The sequence below is a fragment of the Mycolicibacterium phocaicum genome (assembly GCF_010731115.1).
Taxonomy (GTDB): domain Bacteria; phylum Actinomycetota; class Actinomycetes; order Mycobacteriales; family Mycobacteriaceae; genus Mycobacterium; species Mycobacterium phocaicum.
Window position 1 is genome coordinate 5,806,687 of the sequence record NZ_AP022616.1, and the last position, 17,627, is coordinate 5,824,313.

Consider the following 17,627-nt stretch of genomic DNA (forward strand, 5'->3'; position numbering starts at 1 on the left):
TGCGATGAACGCCTTACCTCTTAGATGCATCTGGAGCTCGTTTTGTGACAGGTCCACACTGTGACCTGTATCACAAAATGGGAGGCGCTATTTTTCGGCGAGCTGCTTGAAGTTGAGCAGCTGCCGCCGTGCCATCACGAGATCGCCCACGCTGAGTAGGGGAGCGGCGAGTCGCCAGGATTGCGGCGCAGTAACTTTCAGCACCAGCCGGGTTCTGTGTTCGTCGACCGGGGTGAGCCGATAGGACATGTGAGCGCTCATGATCTGCGCCGTCAACTCCACCTGATGCTCCACCGAAAGCACCTTGCCCAGTGGCCGGCCGGCGCTGGCGGTGAACGGACCACCCGGCCGTGGATCGTTCAGGTTGTGCAGCTCGTGCGGTGATTCCCGGCCCAGGTTGTCGATCCAGTCATACGAGTACGGCGCCAGGCGTACCTGAACAACCCACGGCCACAACCGTTCTGGTGTGGTGTTCACGGTCACTCCGCGCCACGCCTCGAGTGATGGGTTGGCGACGTAGTTGTCACAGCCATAGTGCGCCTGAGTCTCGGCGTCGGTGACGCCCCAACGGTCACCGATCACCGGATGACCGCCTTGTTCATCAGGTACGGGGCGGCCGTGCGATGGATGGGGCCGATGGCCCGCCAGATCGCCGCCGCAGCCCGCCGGTGTTTGTAGTGCAGCGCGGTGATGAGTTGGCCTGTCGAGGCATTCGCTCGCCGGAGGATCAAGGTTCCTTCCATCAGCGGCGAATCAGCCTCCAGGCGAACGGCATCGGATGTCGATTCCGCGATGCGCCACCCGAGGACATGCTGCGGTGAGTTCGCCGGCGCGAGCTGGAACAGCAGGAATGCCTTGTGTGCGAATCGGATTCCCTCGCGGATGGGTGGTGCCGACTGCTCGAGCGCTTCCCGCGCCAGCATCTCAGGTGTGCGAGTGTCGGATTCGGCGACGGTGACTTCGAAGACGTCGAGGTAGTCGGCCTGCTGGAGGCGCGGAGGCAGTGCGACGCCCGCCAGGCTCACCTGGCGGGCATGCCCAACTGCCAACTCCGTCGCCATGTCTACGAGGCTAGGTACTGATTGGCCGCTTGTCAGGGGCCAGTTTCGTGGCGAAACCGGGTACCACTCGGTGGATGCGGTCGCGGCTGTGCTGGGGTGCCGGTGGAGCGCTCCGCCACGACCGCGCATCCGGTGCGTCCGTCGTGCTGGGTGCCACTTCGCGCCTGCTCTCACGTCGCGTCCGGCGCCATGTCGCGTGTGCCGCGACTTCGCGTCCCGCGCCGTCTCGCGTCTACCGCCTTCGCGTCCGGCGCCTTGTGGGGGAGTCGGCGACGGCGCTAGTCCCGGTCTGGGACTGCAGTGTCATTTTCAATACGCCTGTCATGTCTCGGCACCGCCGTGAAAGCCTCGAATGCACCCGAAAATCCGTGCATCCACCCCTTGCTATTCGAACATTTGTTCGATACGGTGTGTTATGGGAATCGCACCGGATCTCAACCCACTCCTCGACCAGTTGCGCGGCGTGGCCATCCCCGAGAACATGTCGGGCGAGGACGCTGTCAACCTCGTGCGGGTGCTGCTGCTGATCCGGGGCGTGGTCGACCATCTCGCCGCGACAATGACCGGGGTGCTGGACCGCTGTGGTGTGGCGGCATCGCAGGGCCGGTCGCCGCGCGAACTCCTGATGTCGCTGGGGTGTGCACCCTCGGTGGCCGAGCGGCTGATCCGGGTCGGTGCCGCGCTACCGCTGTTGCCCGCGCTCGCCGCCCATGCCGGCGATGGGGCGATCTCCGGCGAGCATGTCGACGCGATCGTCAAGGGCATCAACCACATTCACGCCCGCGCACCCGGACCGGTCGACGAGGAAGCCCGGTTCGCGCAGGTGAGCGACCTACTGGGGCAGTTCTTCTCGGGGGCGACGCCGGCTGAGATCGGTAATCGGGCGCGGCGGCTGGGCAACCGGCACGCCGCCGCCGAAGGCGGGCTGCCCGCCGCCGAAGACCGGTCGATCAACACCGTCGACCACCGCGTCACCTCCGATGGCCGGGTGCAGGTCCGCGCGGACCTCGACGCCGAGGTCGGCGCCAAATACCTCGCCGCGATGGAGGAATTGTCGGCGCCGCGACCCGAACCCGACGGCAGCCCCGATCTGCGTTCCGCCGGGCGGCGGCGGGCCGATGCGCTGGAAGCGGTGCTGGACATCGCCGCCCGCGGCGGCGACATCGCCTCAGCACCGCGCACCCAGCTGCTGGTGACGGTGCCCGCCGACACCCCGGACCTGGCCACGTTGGAGTTCATCGGGTCGATCAGCACCATGACCCTGGACCGGCTCACCTGCGACACCACCGTCACCACGATCATCGTCGACGGCGAACAGGTGCCCCTGGACATGGGCCGGGAGAAACGGCTGTTCCCGGCCCATCTGCGCAAAGCCCTGTATCTGCGGGATCAGTGCTGCATCAAATGCGGCGCCCCACCCGGACGCACCCACGCCCACCACATCGTGCACTGGACCCACCACGGCGAAACATCACTGAGCAACGGGTGCCTGCTCTGCCCGGCCTGCCACGCCAACGTCCACCACGACGGCTGGGACGTCGTCATGGGAATGGACAAACACCCCTGGCTCATCCCACCCGCCACCGTCGACCCGCAGCGAAAACCCATCCCCGCCTACAACCGCCGCACCATGCGACTCGACAACGCCGCATAACACTAAAAGTGTTGCGCACCTTGATAACTGAACAGTGTACCGGGCTGGGTGTCGGCCCGAAGCCCGGTCGAGTAGACCGGCGGTGGCCAGCTGCTCACCGCAGGAACTGACCGGCGTGGTTGGCCAGGTCCAGCACCGGTTGCGGGACGGCACCCAGCGCGAGGGTCACGAAGGCGGTCAGCCCGATCATCGCGGTACTCAGGGCGCCCGACTGCACTTCTGGGCCGTCCTCGACCGGATCGGTGAAGAACATCAGGACGATCACCCGGACGTAGAAGTACGCGGCGACGGCACTGACGATCACGCCGATGACGACCAGAGAAGCGGCGCCACCTTCGGCCGCGGCCTTGAAGACGGCGAACTTGCTGACGAATCCACTCGTGAGCGGAATGCCGGCGAAAGCCAGCAGGAACAGCGCGAACACCACACCGAAGAACGGATGCCGGCGTCCGAGTCCGGCCCACCGGCGTAGGTCACCTTCCTCGTCACCGTCGGCGCGGCGCACCACGCTGACGACCGCGAATGCACCGAGCGTGCTGAACCCGTAGGCGAACAGGTAGAACAACGACGCCGACAGCCCGTTGTCGTTGAGCGCGATCACGCCGGTGAGGATGAAACCGGTGTGCGCCACCGACGAGTACGCCAGCATGCGCTTGACGTCGTCCTGAGCGATGGCGATCACCGTACCGACCGCCATGGACAGCACCGCGATGACCGACAGCACCGGCCGCCAGTCATTGGCCAACGCCGGCAGCGCCACGTAGCAGACGCGCAGCAACGCGCCGAAGGCGGCGATCTTGGTGGCCGACGCCATGAAGGCCGTCACCGGCGTGGGCGCACCTTGATAGACGTCGGGTACCCACGAATGGAACGGCACCGCACCGACTTTGAACAGCAGCCCCACGCACAGCAGGGCGATGCCGATGAGTCCCAGGGACGCCGGCCCGCGACCGGCAGCGACACCCGACAGGCTCAGGCTGCCCGAGTAGCCGTACAGCATCGCGACACCGAAGAGGAAGAACGCCGACGAGAACGCCCCCAGCAGAAAGTACTTCAGCGACGCTTCCTGCGACAGCAGCCGATTCCGCCGGGCCAGGCCGCACATGAGGTACAGCGGCAGGGACAGCACCTCGAGCGCCACGAACATCGTCAGCAGATCGTCGGACGCACCGAACAGCATCATGCCGCCGAGCGCGAACATCGCCAGCGGGAACACCTCGGTCTGGGCGACACCGGTTTTGAGGGCGATCTGCTCGGCGGCGCTGTCGGGCACCGTCGCGGCCTGGGGGGTGAACGCGGCCAGCCCACTGCCGTCCGAAACGCGTTGTGCCATCAGCATGGTGGCCAACATGCTGACTCCGAGCAGAGTGCCCTGCAGGAACAGCGCCGGACGGTCGATGGCGATGGCCCCGAGGACAGCGGGTCGGCCGATCGCCGAACCCAGGTGCAGCGCTTGGGAAACCACGGCCACCAGCGCCACCGCCTGGCCGCCGATACTCAACGCGACCTGTGCGCGGTACCGCGCCGAGCGCGGTGCGAAGGCCTCCACGAGCACACCTGCCAACGCGATGCCGAACACGATCAGCATCGGCGACAGCAGACCGTACTCGACGGACGGCGCGGGGATGGGCGTCACCGGGTCACCGCCTGCGCCGTGCTCGACGAGGTGTGCCCGACAGCCGGATTGATGATGTCCAGCGCGGGCTTGGGGTAGACGCCGAGCACGAGCAGCAGGGCGACGAGCGGCACCACCACGGCCAGTTCGCGCGGCACCAGGTCGCGCAGCTTGTCGTTGCCCTCGGTGATGGGGCCCGTCATCATCCGTTGGTACATCCACAGGATGTAGAGCGCGGAGAGCACCAGCGCCGTGGCCGCTACGGCGGTGACGGCCGGGTAGTGGATGAATGTGCCGACCAGGACCAGGAATTCACTGATGAACGGTGCCAGGCCGGGCAGCGACAGCGTCGCCAGTCCGGCGACCAGGAATGTGCCGGCGAGGACCGGTGCGACGCCCTGCACACCGCCGTAGTCGGCGATGGCCCGTGATCCCCGGCGGGACACCAGGAACCCGGCGATCAGGAACAGCGCGGCGGTCGAGATGCCGTGGTTGACCATGTACAGCGCGGCGCCGGACTGCGCCTGCTCGGTCATCGCGAAGATGCCCAGAATGATGAAGCCGAAGTGTGAGATCGAGGTGTACGAGATCAGGCGCATGACGTCCGTCTGGCCGATGGCCACGATGGCCCCGTAGACGATGCCGATGACGGCCAGCGCAATGATCAACGGCCGGAACGTCGCTGCGGATGATGGGAAGAGCTCCAGGCAGTATCGGAGCATGCCGAACGTGCCCACCTTGTCGACGACAGCCATCATCAGGACGGCGGTGGCCGGCGTGGCGTGCACGGCCGCGTCGGGTAGCCAACGGTGCAGCGGCCACAGGGGCGCCTTGACCGCGAACGCGAACATGAAACCGCCGAACAGGGCGTTGGCTATCCCGGGGCTGATGTCGAGGTTGCCATAGCGCACGGTGTCCGCGACGGCACGGAAATCGAAGGAGCCGTGGGTGAATGCGGAACTGTTGGCGGTCGCCACGTAGAGCCCGATGACCGCGGCCAACATGATCAGGCCGCCGAACAGGTTGTACAGCAGGAATTTCACCGCTGCCTTGGACGCGGCCGGCCGTTCGGCACCGAAGCCGCCGATGAGGAAGTACATCGGGATCAGCATCGCTTCGAAGAACACGTAGAACAGCAGGATGTCGAGTGACACCAGGGAGATCAGCACCATCGACTCGACGGCGAGAATCAACGCGAAGTAGGCGTGCGTCGATTTGGCTTGCGCTCCTGCGTCATTCCAGCCCGCGATGATCAGCAGCGGTACCAGGACCGCCGTCAGCGCGACCAGCACGAGAGCCACACCGTCCACCCCGAGAATGTATCCGGTGCCGAACGAGGGGATCCAGGGGTGGTTCTCGACGAACTGGTAGCGCGCCCCGGACGGGTCGAACCGCAGCGCCAGTACCAGCGCGATGACGAGCACCACCAACGACACCGCAAGGGCGGCCGAGCGGGCGAAAGCCCTTGCGGTGGCGGGCAACATGATCACTGCCGCACCGCCGGCCATCGGGACGGCCCACAACGCCGTCAGCCACCACATTCCGGTCACCACACCCTCACCGTGAGAATGGCGGCCGCAATCAATGCCGCTCCGGCCAACATGGACAGTGCATATGACCGGGCGAACCCGTTCTGCCAGCGTCGAAGATCTTGCGACCCGCTGCGGACCAGCGCGGCGAGCTCGCGAGTGACACCGTCGACGGCGACGTCATCGAAGTCGACCAGGTCTTTGGTGACCCGCCGGCCCGGCACCATCAGTGCCCGCTCGTTGAACGCGTCGCCGTACAGATCGTTGCGCGCGGCGACCGTCAGCCCCGAGACCTTGACCGGTGCGGTGACCGGAATGGGTTGCAGCGCATACATCCGGTACGCGATCGCGACGCCGACGCCGACCACAGCGAGCGTGACGACCGTGAGCAACCAAGCCGGAAGGGCATGCTCGGGCTCGTGGTGGCCGACGATCGGCTCGAGCCAATGCTCCAACGTGCCGCCGACGGCCAGCAGCGCGCCGGCACCGATCGAGCCCGCGGCCAGCACCACCATCGGCCAGCCCATGACCGACGGCGACTCGTGGGGATGCGTCTCGGCACGCCAACGCTTTTCGCCGAAGAACGTCATCAGCATGACGCGTGTCATGTAGAACGCGGTGATGCCCGCGCCCAGCAGAGCCGCGCCACCGAACAACAGCCCTTTGGCGCCACCGGCCGCGAACGCGGTTTCGATGATGGGGTCTTTCGAGAAGAACCCGGACAGCGGCGGGATACCGATGATCGCGAGGTAACCCATGCCGAACGTGGCGAACGTGACGGGCATCGCGGTGCGCAGTCCGCCGTAGCGGCGCATGTCGGTTTCATCGTCCATGGCGTGCATCACCGAACCGGCACCGAGGAACAGGCCGGCCTTGAAGAAGCCGTGCGCCAGCAGATGCAGGATCGCGAGCGCATAGCCGGCGGGACCCAGGCCCGCGGCCAGCATCATGTAGCCGATCTGGCTCATGGTCGACGCCGCGAGGGCCTTCTTGATGTCATCCTTGGCGCAGCCGATCACGGCGCCGAACAGCAGCGTGACCGCCCCGACGATCGCGACCGCCAGCCGGGCGTCCGCGGATTGGTTGAAGATCGGGGCCGACCGCACCACGAGGTACACACCCGCGGTGACCATGGTGGCCGCGTGGATGAGTGCCGACACCGGCGTCGGGCCCTCCATCGCGTCCCCCAGCCAGGACTGCAGCGGTACCTGAGCGGACTTGCCGCACGCCGCCAGCAGCAACAGCAGCCCGATGAGCGTCGTGGTCGCCGCGGCGAGATGCGGTGCCTGGGCGAAAACCCCGGTGTACGAGAGGGTTCCGGTGTGGGCGAACATTGCCGCCAGGGCCAGTGCCAGCCCGATGTCACCGACGCGGTTGACGACGAACGCCTTCTTCGCGGCCGTCGCCGCCGATGGCTTGTGCGACCAGAACCCGATCAGCAGGTACGACGCCAGGCCGACGCCTTCCCATCCGACGTACAGGCCGAGATAGTTGTCGGCCAGCACCAGCAGCAGCATGGCAGCGACGAACAGGTTGAGGTAGGCGAAAAACCGGCGACGGGCGGGGTCGTGCGCCATGTAGCCGACCGAATAGATGTGGATCAGCGCGCCGACGCCGGTGATGAGCAGGACGAAGCACATCGACAGCTGGTCCAGGCGTAACCCGAAATCGACCTGGAGCTGCGCGACGGGAACCCAGGAGAACAGCGTCTCGTGCACCAACCGGGAGTCGTTGTCGCGACCGGACATCGCGACGAACTGGGTGGCGCCGACGAGGAAGGCGCCGACCATGGTGGCGCAGCCCAGCAGATGCCCCCACGCGTCGGTGGCCTTGCCGCCGAGCAGCAGGATCGCCGCGCCGGCCAGCGGCAGCGCGATCAGCAACCACACCGATGTCGTCATGGTCACTGCTTCAACAGGTTCGCGGCGTCGACGGACGCCGATCGCCGGGTCCGGAATATGGTCATGATGATCGCCAGCCCCACCACCACCTCACACGCAGCCACCACCATCGTGAAGAACGCCACCACCTGACCGTCGAGTTCGCCATGCATCCGGGAGAACGTGACGAACGCGAGATTGGCGGCGTTGAGCATCAATTCGACGCACATGAACATGACGATGGCGTTGCGGCGCACCAGCACACCGGCGGCGCCGATTGTGAACAGCAGCGCCGACAGATACAGGTAGTTGGTGGGATTCATGAGTCGCTCCCATCATTCGTCGAACTCTCGGCTCGGCCGAGGGTGGCCGACACACTGCGCCGGGGCAGGATGGCGCTGACGGACATGTCGGCGTCCGAGCCGTCGGGCAGCTTCGCGGGGACGTCGACGGCGTTGTGCCTCGCGTATACCCCAGGGTTGGGCCGCGGTGTCGGATGCCCGCCGGCGGCGAAGCGCTCGATTGCCAGCTCGCGCTGGGTCTTTCGGCGCTCGAACCGTTCGCGGTGGGTCAGCACCATGGCGCCCAGCGCCGCGGTGATGAGCAGCGCGCTGGTGGTCTCGAAGGCCCACAGGTAGCGGGTGAAGATCAGCACCGCCAGGCCCTGCACGTTGCCGGCGCGGTTGGCATGCTCCAAACCGACGAAGTTGGCACCGAGGCTCCCGATGCCGGCGATCACTGCGATGCCGAAACCGATGCCGGCCACGACAGCGGCAATACGTTGTCCCCGAATGGTTTCGATCAGCGAGTCTGCCGAATCGACACCGATGAGCATGAGGACGAACAGGAACAGCATCATTACCGCGCCGGTGTAGACCACTACCTGTACGACGCCGAGGAACACCGCGTCCTGGGCGATGTAGAGCACCGCCAGGCTGATCATGGTGCTGGCCAGGAACATCGCCGAGTACACCGCTTTGGGTGCGGCCACCATGGCGATGGCGCCGAGCACCGACACGGTACCGAGCACCCAGAACGTCACGGCCTCTCCGGTCACTTGGCCGCCTCGCGCCGCGCAAGGCCGTCCGCGGCGGGCCGCGCAAGGCCCGAAGCCGTGATGTTGCCCCGGTAGTAGTCCTCGTCGGTGCTGCCCTCGGCCATCGCGTGGGGCGGCGCGGTCATGTCGGGCTTCAGCGGCGCCAGGAGCTTGTCCTTGCCGTAGATCAGGTCGGACCGGTTGTCGTCGGCCATCTCGTAGTCGTTGGTCATGGTGAGCGCGCGGGTCGGGCAGGCCTCGATGCAGAGCCCGCAGCCGATACACCGTAGATAGTTGATCTGGTACACCCGGCCGTACCGCTCGCCGGGGGAAAACCGTTGTTCCGCGGTGTTGTCCGCGCCCTCGACGAAGATCGCGTCGGCGGGGCAGGCCCACGCGCACAGTTCGCAGCCGATGCACTTCTCGAGGCCGTCGTCGTAGCGGTTGAGCTGATGCCGGCCGTGATAGCGCGGAGCGACCGGACCGGGCTCCTCGGGATACTGCTCGGTGACGGGTTTCTTGAACATGGTCCCGAAGGTGACGCCGAAGCCGGCGATGGCATCGATGAATTTGGGCCTACCGGGCATGGTGTACCTCCTTGGCCGGGATGGGCGGCACCGGGAACGCTCCGGGCTGCGGTTCGACGGCAGGGGTGCGTGTGCGAGCCGACCTGCGCCGCACGGTATTCCACAGCGCGCCGGCGATGGCGACCACGGCGACGGCGCCGGCGATGGCCAGCACGACGGGCCAGCTGTCGTGACCCTGCAGGCGCAGCGTGCGCACGATGCTGACGAGCATGATCCACGCCAGCGAGATCGGGATGAGCACCTTCCAGCCCAGCGCCATGAACTGGTCGTATCGCAGACGGGGCAGCGTGGCACGGAGCCACATGAACAGGAACAGGAACGCCCACACCTTGCCGACGAACCACAGCAGTGGCCACCAGCCGGTGTTGGCTCCGGGAATGAGGCTCAGCGGCCAGGGCGCCTGCCAACCACCGAGAAACAGCGTGGTGGCGAGGGCGGAGACCGTCGTCATGTTGACGTACTCCGCGAGCATGAACATCGCGAACTTCAGCGACGAGTACTCGGTGTGGAAACCGCCGACCAGCTCGCCCTCGGCTTCGGGCAGATCGAAGGGCGCCCGGTTGGTTTCGCCGACCATCGAGATCACGTAGATCAGGAATGACGGCAGCAGCAGGAAGACGTACCAGCGGCCCTGTTGTGACGCGACGATCTGCGACGTCGACATGGTGCCCGCGTACAGGAACACCGCGGCGAACGACAGGGCCATCGCGATCTCGTACGAGATGACCTGAGCGCTCGACCGCAGCCCGCCCAGCAGGGGATAGGTCGAGCCGGAAGCCCAGCCCGCCAACACGATTCCGTAGACCCCGATCGACGTGACCGCCAGGACGTACAACACCGCGACCGGCAGGTCGGTCAACTGCAGCGGCGTCTCGTGCCCGAACACATGGACCAGCGGTCCCATCGGGATCACCGCGAACGCCATGATCGCCGGGATCACCGAGATGATCGGCGCCAGCAGGTAGATCGGCTTGTCCACCCCGGCCGGGACCAGCCCCTCCTTCAACGCGAGCTTGATGCCGTCGGCCAGGCTCTGCAGTAACCCGAACGGCCCCACCCGGTTCGGCCCGATACGCATCTGCATCCAGCTCAACACCCGGCGCTCGAGCAGGATGGCCACGAGCACCGTCAGCACCAGGAACACGAAGATGCCAAGGGCTTTGGCGAGGACCAGCCACCACGGGTCGAGGCCGAAAGAGGAGAGGTCGGGATAGTTCACGTTGCCGCTCCGCTGATCGAGACGACCGCGCCGGGGGCGACGCCGAGCGTGGCATGGACCGTCGATCCCGGCGAGTTCAGCGGCAGCCACACCACGCCGGTCGGCATGTCGGTGAGTTCGAGCGGCAGCGTGATACTGCCGTGATCGGTGCTGACCGTGAGGATTTCGGACGCGCCGACGCTCGCTGCGGTGTCGGGGGAGAGTCGGGCCACCGCCGGGCGGGCCGTGGCGGCCAGATGCGGTTCGCCGTCCTGCAGGCGGCCGGCGTCCAACAGCATCCGCCAGCCGGCGAGGATCGCCTGCCCGGGGCCTGGCACCGGGTTCGGGGTCGCGGTGAACTCCGGTGCGGCGGGCCGTGGCCCCGTCCAGCACCCGAGTCGGGTCATCTCGTTGCGCACAGCGGCGACATCGCGCAGGCCGAGATCGATGCAATGTTCGTCGGCGAGCGCCGCCAACACGCCCATGTCCGCTCGCGTGGCGGGCGGCAGCGCCGCGCCGAATGGGCGTTGGCGCCCTTCCCAGTTCACGAAACTGCCGGCCTTCTCGACGACGGGTGCCACCGGGAACACCACGTGCGCGAGATCGGTGACGGCGCTGCGCCGGACCTCCATGCTCACCACGAACTTCGCGGCACCGAGTGACTGCTGGGCCAGTTCCGGGTCGGGTAGGTCGGCCAGTTCGACGCCGGCGACCAGCACAGCCTCGAGCTCACCGTCGGCTGCGGCGGCGAGGATCGCGGTGGTGTCGCGGCCCGGTGCGTCGGGCAGTTCGTCGACGTGCCAGGCGACGGCCACCTCTGTCCGTGACGGCAGATCGGCCACCAGACGACCGCCGGGCAACAGATTGGGGGCCGCGCCCGCTTCCAGTGCACCGCGCTCGCCGGCCCGCCGCGGTACCCAGCCGACGGCGGCGCCCGTACGCTCGGCCAGCCGGGCCACCGCGGAGAAGCCGCCGGGCACGCCCGCCAGCCGCTCACCGGTGAGGATGACCGAACCGGGCGGCAGCACCTCGACGGCGTCGAGGGCCCGGGGTTCGCGGCCCGGTGCGGCAGAGATCAGGGTGCCGCCCATCTTCTCCAGGCCGCGGCTCGCGAACGGCGCCACCGCAACGACTTTCAGGCCGTGCTTGCGGAAGGCCTTGCGCAGCCGCAGGTAGACGATCGGCGATTCGTCCTCCGGCTCGAACGCGACGAGCAGCACGACGGGCGCCGCTTCCAGGTCGGCGTAGGTCACCCGCATCGGCTGACCCGCGACGGCGGCAGCCAGGAACTGGGCCTCCTCGTCGCTGTGGACCCGGCTGCGGAAGTCGATATCGTTGGTGCCCAGCACGATCCGCGCGTATTTCGCGTAGGCGTAGGCGTCTTCGCTGGTGAGTCGTCCGCCGATGAGCACGCCGGTCCGGGGACCGGCTGCCGACAGGCCGCGTGCCGCGACGGCGACGGCCTCGGGCCAGGATGCCGCGCGCTGGGTGCCGTCGGCCTCGCGGATCAAGGGTGTGGTGATCCGGTCACCCTGCGTGGCGTAGGTGAAGGCCCAGCGGCCCTTGTCGCAGTTCCACTCTTCGTTGACCTCGGGATCGTCACCGGCCAAGCGGCGCAACACCGTTCCGCGTCGATGATCGGTGCGCTGTGCACAGCCCGAGGCGCAGTGTTCGCAGACGCTGGGGGAGGAGACCAGGTCGAAAGGCCGGGCCCGGAACCGGTACGCGGTCCCGGTGAGCGCGCCGACGGGGCAGATCTGCACAGTGTTGCCGGAGAAGTACGAGTCGAACGGTGCCTCGTTGCCGATCCCGACCTGCTGCAGTGCGCCACGTTCCAGCAATTCGATGAACGGGTCGCCGGCGACCTGATTCGAGAACCGGGTGCAGCGCGCGCACAACACGCAGCGTTCCCGGTCGAGCAGGACCTGCGCCGACAGATTGATGGGTTTGGGGTAGGTGCGCTTGACGTCCTCGAAACGAGAATCGCTGCGGCCGTTGGACATCGCCTGGTTCTGCAGCGGGCATTCGCCGCCCTTGTCGCAGACGGGGCAGTCCAGCGGATGATTGATCAGCAGCAGCTCCATCACGCCGTGCTGTGCCTTGTCGGCGGCCGCCGATGTCACCTGGGTACGCACGGCCATGTCCGGGGTGACAGTGGTGGTACACGACGCCAACGGTTTCCGCTGGCCCTCCACCTCGACGAGGCACTGCCGGCAGGCGCCCACCGGGTCCAGCAGCGGGTGGTCGCAGAACCGGGGAATCTGGACACCGATGAGCTCGGCCGCACGAATCACCAACGTGCCCTTGGGCACACTGATCTGCTGGTCGTCGATGGTCAGCGTCACCATCTCGACCGCGGCCGCGTCCTTCGCCGGCTCAGTCACCGTCATACCCGTGCCCCCGTTTTCTCCGCGAGCAGACGTAAAACTGTCGTTTTTGGCCGGAAATCGACAGTTTTACGTCTTTTCGCGGAGAAGGTCGTAAGCCTCATGCGCCCGCTCCTTCCGTGGCGAAGAGCGTGGCGGCGTGCGCGTCGAACGGGCAGCCGCCGCCCAGGTGCGCGACGTACTCGTCGCGGAAGTACTTGAGCGAGGACATGATCGGGCTGGCCGCACCGTCGCCGAGGGCACAGAACGACTTGCCGAGGATGGCGTCGGAGATGTCGAGCAGCTTGTCGAGGTCGGCCGCCTGGGCCCGTCCGTTCTCCAGCCGGGCATAGATTTGCGCCAGCCAGTACGTGCCCTCCCGGCACGGCGTGCACTTGCCGCAGGATTCGTGCGCGTAGAACTGGGTCCACCGCCGGACGGCCCGCACGACGCAGGTGGTCTCGTCGAAAATCTGCAGTGCCTTGGTGCCCAGCATCGAGCCCACCCCGGCCATGCCTTCGTAGTCCAGCGGGACGTCGAGATGTTCGGGGGTGAGCATCGGCGTCGATGATCCGCCCGGCGTCCAGAACTTCAACTGGTGCCCGGCTCGCACCCCGCCGGCGTACTCCAGCAGTTCCCGCAGCGAAATGCCCAGTGGTGCTTCGTATTGCCCCGGCCGGGTGACATGACCCGACAGTGAGTACAGGGTGAAGCCCGGCGACTTCTCCGACCCCATGGACCGGAACCAGTCGATCCCGCCGCGGATCACCGACGGCACACTGGCGATCGACTCGACGTTGTTGACCACGGTCGGGCAGGCGTACAGCCCGGCGACCGCCGGGAACGGGGGACGCAGCCGGGGCTGGCCGCGCCTGCCCTCCAACGAGTCCAGCAGCGCGGTCTCCTCGCCGCAGATGTACGCACCCGCCCCGGCATGGACCACCAGATCCAGATCGAACCCGGTGCCGGCGATGTTGGTGCCGAGGTAGCCGTTCGCGTAGGCCTCGGCCACGGCGCCCTGCAGCCGGCGCAGCACCGGAACCACCTCACCGCGCACGTAGATGAACGCGTGCCGGGCGCCGATGGCGTACGACGCGATGATCGCGCCCTCCACCAGGGCGTGCGGCGACGCCAGCATCAGCGGAATGTCCTTGCACGTGCCGGGTTCCGATTCGTCCGCGTTGACCACCAGATAATGCGGGCGACCGTCGTCGGGGGAGATGAACGACCATTTGGTCCCCGTGGGGAAACCCGCGCCACCGCGGCCGCGCAGCCCGGAATCCTTGACCAGCGCAATGACTTCAGCGGGTGGCATCCGCAGCACTGTCCGCAGCGCCTGGTATCCGCCCTGCCGGGCGTAACTCTGCAACGTCCACGACTGCGGCTGGTCCCAGTGTCTGCTCAGCACCGGCGCGAGCGTCATTGCGGCGCCTCCATCCCACGCTCCTGCGCAACGCGCAACCCGGCCAACGTGGCCGCACCCGGTTCGGAGTCGTTGCTGCCTGGGCGTTCATCGGGGAAGCCGGCGAGGATGCGTGCGGTGTCCTTGAAGGTGCACAGGGGCGCGCCGCGGGTCGGCGTAACAGGCTCGCCGGCCCGTAGCGAGTCGACGAGATCACGCGCGGAACCGGGGGTTTGGTTGTCGAAGAATTCCCAGTTCACCATGATCACCGGCGCGTAGTCGCAGGCGGCGTTGCACTCGATGTGTTCGAGCGTGACGCGGCCGTCGGCGGTGGTCTCGCCGGCGCCGAGACCCAGATGGTTCTCGAGTGATTCGAGGATGGCGTCGCCGCCCATGATGGCGCACAGCGTGTTGGTGCAGACGCCGACCAGGTATTCGCCGGTGGGCGTGCGGCGGTACATGGAGTAGAACGTCGCCACCGCGGTGACCTCGGCGGTACTGAGGTCCAATTGCGCTGCACAGAAGGAGATTCCGGCAGGCGTGAGGTATCCGTCCTCGGATTGGACGAGGTGCAGCAGGGGCAGTAGCGCGGAGCGGGCACTGGGGTAGCGGGCGATGATCGTCGCGGCGTCGGATGCCAGGCGCTCGCGCACGTCGGCCGAATAGGATTGCGGCCCTTGGCCGATGGGCGGACCGGGCTCGTCCGGCCGGGGCCCGAGACGCAGTTCGATAGCGGTCACCTGTCCACGCCTCCCATCACCGGATCGATCGACGCCACCGCCGCGATGGCATCGGCGACCATGGACCCCTCGCACATCACCGACACCGCCTGCAGATTCGTGAACGACGGGTCGCGGTAATGCACCCGGTAGGGCCGGGTGCCACCGTCGGAGACCATGTGCACACCCAGCTCGCCGCGCGGCGATTCGACGGCGACGTACACCTGCCCGGCGGGCACCCGGATACCTTCGGTCACCAGCTTGAAGTGGTGGATCAGCGCTTCCATCGAGGAGCCCATGATCTTGGCGATGTGTTCCTTCGAATTGCCCAGACCATCCGGGCCGACTTTCAGGTCTGCCGGCCAGGCCAGTTTCTTGTCGGTGATCATCACCGGTCCGGGCCCCGTCCGACCGAGCCTGTCCACGCACTGCTCGACGATCTTGATGGACTCCCGCATCTCGCGGACGCGAATCATGTAGCGGCCGTACGCATCACACTGGTCATCGGTGATGACGTCGAAGTCGTAGGACTCGTATCCGCAGTACGGCTGCGACTTTCGCAGGTCATGCGGCAGCCCCGTCGAACGCAGCACCGGGCCGGTGATACCCAGCGCCATACAGCCGGTCAGGTCCAGGTAGCCGACGCCCTGCGTACGCGCCTTCCAGATGTAGTTCTCGTTGAGCAGATTCTCCATGTCGCGCAACCGCTTGGGCAGCAGCTTCAACAGTTCCCGTAGTTGCGGCAGCGCCTCGTCGGGCAGGTCGGCGGCCAGCCCGCCGGGTCGGATGTAGGCATGATTCATCCGGAGCCCGGTGATGGTCTCGAATATCGACAGCACCAGTTCGCGTTCCCGGAACCCGAAGAACATCGCCGACATGGAGCCCAGCTCCATACCGCCGGTGGCCAGCGCGACCAGGTGCGACGAGATCCGGTTGAGTTCCATGAGCATGACCCGGATGACGCTGGCCCGCTCGGGGATGTCGTCGGTGACGCCGAGCAGTTTCTCCACGCCCAGGCAGTACGCCGTCTCGTTGAAGAACGGGGACAGGTAGTCCATGCGGGTCACGAAGGTGACGCCCTGCGTCCAGGTCCGGTACTCGAGATTCTTCTCGATTCCGGTGTGCAGGTAGCCGATTCCGCACCGCGCCTCGGTGATGGTCTCGCCGTCGATCTCCAGGATCAGGCGCAGCACACCATGAGTGGACGGATGCTGCGGGCCCATGTTGACCACGATGCGCTCGCCGGCGACAGCACTCTCACGCGCCGCGGCCACGACGTCGGCCCAGTCTTGACCGCCGACGGTGACCACGCGTTCGCGGCCATCGGGTTCGTTGTCCTGAGTCATCAGTTGTAGGCCCGCCGTTCGTCCGGGGGCGGGATTTTCGCACCGTGGTACTCGACCGGTATTCCGCCGAGCGGGTAGTCCTTGCGCTGCGGATGGCCCACCCAGTCGTCGGGCATCTCGATCCGGGTCAGGGCGGGGTGGCCGTCGAAGATGATGCCGAAGAAATCGTAGGTCTCGCGTTCATGCCAGTCGGTGGTCGGATATACCGAATACAGCGATGGCACATGAGGATCGGCGTCCGGGGCGCACGCCTCGACGCGAATCCGGCGGTTGTGGGTGATGGACATCAGCGGGTAGACAGTGTGCAATTCGCGACCCGCGTCGTCGGGGTAGTGCACACCGGACACTCCCAGGCACAGCTCGAACAGCAGCTCGTCGCGCAGCGCCCGGGCCACCGCGACCAGGCGATCGCGGCGTACCTCGAGAGTCAGTTCGTCGCGGAACACCACGACGCGCTCGATCGCGGCGCCGAACTCGTCGGCGCCGAGGGCCGCCGCCAAGGTGTCGACGACGTCGTCGAAGTAGCCGCCGTAGGGCCGGGGTGAGCTGCCGGGCAGGGCGACCTCCCGGACCAACCGACCGTAGCCCGAGGTATCGCCGCTGCCGCGGACACCGAACATGCCGCGCCGCGTCCCGATCACCTCGGGTCCCGTCTGGTCGGGCGCGTCCGTCATGACCGCAGCAGTCCCTTCAGCTCGATGGTGGGACGGGCCTGCAGGGCAGCTTCCTCGGCCGCGGCGATCGCCTCGGCCCGGTTCACGCCCAGCGGCATCTCCTGAATCTTGGCGTGCAACTTGAGGATTGCGTTCAGCAGCATCTCCGGCCGGGGTGGGCAGCCGGGCAGATAGATGTCGACGGGCACGATGTGATCGACGCCCTGCACCACCGCGTAGTTGTTGAACATCCCGCCCGAGGAGGCACACACGCCCATGGCAAGCACCCATTTGGGTTCGGCCATCTGGTCGTACACCTGCCGCAGCACCGGCGCCATCTTCTGGCTCACGCGGCCGGCGACGATCATCAGGTCGGCCTGGCGTGGCGTCGCGGAGAACCGCTCCATGCCGAAGCGCGCGATATCGAAGCGCGGGCCCGCGGTGGCCATCATCTCGATGGCGCAGCACGCCAACCCGAAGGTGGCGGGCCACAACGACCCCTTGCGCACGTAGCCTGCGACCTTCTCGACAGTGGACAGCAGGATGCCGCCGGGGAGGCGTTCTTCGAGTCCCATGGATCC

The 17,627-nt window shown here is 67.1% G+C and carries 16 protein-coding genes; 1 reads left to right on the plus strand and 15 read right to left on the minus strand.

Annotation, left to right across the window (positions count from 1 at the left end; all coding sequences use genetic code 11):
• Positions 1 to 87: 87 nt before the first annotated feature.
• The gene (locus G6N46_RS27970; protein ID WP_061004763.1) at positions 88 to 582 is read right to left on the minus strand and encodes a hypothetical protein; all 495 of its coding nucleotides are present in this window, start codon (positions 580 to 582) and stop codon (positions 88 to 90) included.
• Positions 579 to 1,061 (minus strand): hypothetical protein, encoded by a 483-nt coding sequence (locus tag G6N46_RS27975; protein ID WP_131808865.1) that lies wholly within the window; start codon positions 1,059 to 1,061, stop codon positions 579 to 581. The genes G6N46_RS27970 and G6N46_RS27975 overlap by 4 nt, the downstream gene beginning before the upstream one ends.
• 415 nt (positions 1,062 to 1,476) lie before the next feature.
• Here G6N46_RS27975 and G6N46_RS27980 point away from each other — a divergent pair, with 415 nt between their 5' ends.
• Positions 1,477 to 2,715: an HNH endonuclease gene (locus G6N46_RS27980; RefSeq protein ID WP_163693081.1), complete on the plus strand. Its 1,239-nt coding sequence runs from the start codon at positions 1,477 to 1,479 to the stop codon at positions 2,713 to 2,715.
• A gap of 94 nt (positions 2,716 to 2,809) precedes the next feature.
• On the opposite strand, the gene nuoN is transcribed toward G6N46_RS27980, so the two are convergent.
• The 13 genes from nuoN to G6N46_RS28045 form a co-directional block, all read right to left on the minus strand.
• Positions 2,810 to 4,303 carry an NADH-quinone oxidoreductase subunit NuoN gene (gene nuoN, locus G6N46_RS27985; protein ID WP_061002996.1) on the minus strand — a complete coding sequence of 498 codons (1,494 nt, stop codon included), beginning with the start codon at positions 4,301 to 4,303 and terminating at the stop codon, positions 2,810 to 2,812.
• 44 nt (positions 4,304 to 4,347) lie between these two features.
• On the minus strand, positions 4,348 to 5,883 hold the full coding sequence (locus tag G6N46_RS27990) for an NADH-quinone oxidoreductase subunit M (RefSeq protein WP_061002950.1): 1,536 nt from the start codon (positions 5,881 to 5,883) through the stop codon (positions 4,348 to 4,350).
• The gene (gene nuoL, locus G6N46_RS27995; protein ID WP_064859623.1) at positions 5,877 to 7,760 is read right to left on the minus strand and encodes an NADH-quinone oxidoreductase subunit L; all 1,884 of its coding nucleotides are present in this window, start codon (positions 7,758 to 7,760) and stop codon (positions 5,877 to 5,879) included. The genes G6N46_RS27990 and nuoL overlap by 7 nt, the downstream gene beginning before the upstream one ends.
• 2 nt (positions 7,761 to 7,762) lie before the next feature.
• Positions 7,763 to 8,062: an NADH-quinone oxidoreductase subunit NuoK gene (nuoK, locus tag G6N46_RS28000; RefSeq protein ID WP_061002954.1), complete on the minus strand. Its 300-nt coding sequence runs from the start codon at positions 8,060 to 8,062 to the stop codon at positions 7,763 to 7,765.
• Complete coding sequence (locus tag G6N46_RS28005) at positions 8,059 to 8,796, minus strand: NADH-quinone oxidoreductase subunit J (RefSeq protein ID WP_061002956.1); 738 nt, start codon at positions 8,794 to 8,796, stop codon at positions 8,059 to 8,061. Before G6N46_RS28005 ends, nuoK begins: the two co-directional genes overlap by 4 nt.
• Complete coding sequence (gene nuoI / locus G6N46_RS28010; protein ID WP_061002958.1) at positions 8,793 to 9,362, minus strand: NADH-quinone oxidoreductase subunit NuoI; 570 nt, start codon at positions 9,360 to 9,362, stop codon at positions 8,793 to 8,795. The genes G6N46_RS28005 and nuoI overlap by 4 nt, the downstream gene beginning before the upstream one ends.
• Entirely contained in the window at positions 9,352 to 10,581 is a 1,230-nt protein-coding gene (nuoH, locus tag G6N46_RS28015) for an NADH-quinone oxidoreductase subunit NuoH (RefSeq protein ID WP_061002960.1), read from the minus strand. The genes nuoI and nuoH overlap by 11 nt, the downstream gene beginning before the upstream one ends.
• Positions 10,578 to 12,950 (minus strand): NADH-quinone oxidoreductase subunit G, encoded by a 2,373-nt coding sequence (locus tag G6N46_RS28020; protein ID WP_064859624.1) that lies wholly within the window; start codon positions 12,948 to 12,950, stop codon positions 10,578 to 10,580. The genes nuoH and G6N46_RS28020 overlap by 4 nt, the downstream gene beginning before the upstream one ends.
• Positions 12,951 to 13,047: 97 nt before the next feature.
• Positions 13,048 to 14,349, minus strand: a complete 1,302-nt coding sequence (gene nuoF, locus G6N46_RS28025) for an NADH-quinone oxidoreductase subunit NuoF (protein ID WP_064859625.1) — start codon at positions 14,347 to 14,349, stop codon at positions 13,048 to 13,050.
• The gene (nuoE, locus tag G6N46_RS28030) at positions 14,346 to 15,068 is read right to left on the minus strand and encodes an NADH-quinone oxidoreductase subunit NuoE (RefSeq protein ID WP_064859626.1); all 723 of its coding nucleotides are present in this window, start codon (positions 15,066 to 15,068) and stop codon (positions 14,346 to 14,348) included. Before nuoE ends, nuoF begins: the two co-directional genes overlap by 4 nt.
• Positions 15,065 to 16,393 carry an NADH dehydrogenase (quinone) subunit D gene (nuoD, locus tag G6N46_RS28035; RefSeq protein ID WP_138249941.1) on the minus strand — a complete coding sequence of 443 codons (1,329 nt, stop codon included), beginning with the start codon at positions 16,391 to 16,393 and terminating at the stop codon, positions 15,065 to 15,067. The genes nuoE and nuoD overlap by 4 nt, the downstream gene beginning before the upstream one ends.
• Positions 16,393 to 17,067, minus strand: coding sequence for an NADH-quinone oxidoreductase subunit C (locus G6N46_RS28040; protein ID WP_138249940.1), 675 nt, complete (start codon positions 17,065 to 17,067; stop codon positions 16,393 to 16,395). The genes nuoD and G6N46_RS28040 overlap by 1 nt, the downstream gene beginning before the upstream one ends.
• Positions 17,064 to 17,621: a NuoB/complex I 20 kDa subunit family protein gene (locus G6N46_RS28045; protein ID WP_029119553.1), complete on the minus strand. Its 558-nt coding sequence runs from the start codon at positions 17,619 to 17,621 to the stop codon at positions 17,064 to 17,066. Before G6N46_RS28045 ends, G6N46_RS28040 begins: the two co-directional genes overlap by 4 nt.
• Positions 17,622 to 17,627: the final 6 nt, after the last annotated feature.

Excerpts from the sequence above, each read along its gene's own strand:
- G6N46_RS27975 (WP_131808865.1), bottom strand. The coding sequence starts at position 1,061 with ATGGCGACGGAGTTGGCAGTTGGGCATGCCCGCCAGGTGAGCCTGGCG.
- G6N46_RS27980 (WP_163693081.1), top strand. The coding sequence starts at position 1,477 with ATGGGAATCGCACCGGATCTCAACCCACTCCTCGACCAGTTGCGCGGC.
- nuoN (WP_061002996.1), bottom strand. The coding sequence starts at position 4,303 with ATGCTGATCGTGTTCGGCATCGCGTTGGCAGGTGTGCTCGTGGAGGCC.
- nuoL (WP_064859623.1), bottom strand. The coding sequence starts at position 7,760 with ATGACGACATCGGTGTGGTTGCTGATCGCGCTGCCGCTGGCCGGCGCG.
- nuoK (WP_061002954.1), bottom strand. The coding sequence starts at position 8,062 with ATGAATCCCACCAACTACCTGTATCTGTCGGCGCTGCTGTTCACAATC.
- nuoI (WP_061002958.1), bottom strand. The coding sequence starts at position 9,362 with ATGCCCGGTAGGCCCAAATTCATCGATGCCATCGCCGGCTTCGGCGTC.
- G6N46_RS28020 (WP_064859624.1), bottom strand. The coding sequence starts at position 12,950 with ATGACGGTGACTGAGCCGGCGAAGGACGCGGCCGCGGTCGAGATGGTG.
- nuoF (WP_064859625.1), bottom strand. The coding sequence starts at position 14,349 with ATGACGCTCGCGCCGGTGCTGAGCAGACACTGGGACCAGCCGCAGTCG.
- nuoD (WP_138249941.1), bottom strand. The coding sequence starts at position 16,393 with ATGACTCAGGACAACGAACCCGATGGCCGCGAACGCGTGGTCACCGTC.
- G6N46_RS28040 (WP_138249940.1), bottom strand. The coding sequence starts at position 17,067 with ATGACGGACGCGCCCGACCAGACGGGACCCGAGGTGATCGGGACGCGG.
- G6N46_RS28045 (WP_029119553.1), bottom strand. The coding sequence starts at position 17,621 with ATGGGACTCGAAGAACGCCTCCCCGGCGGCATCCTGCTGTCCACTGTC.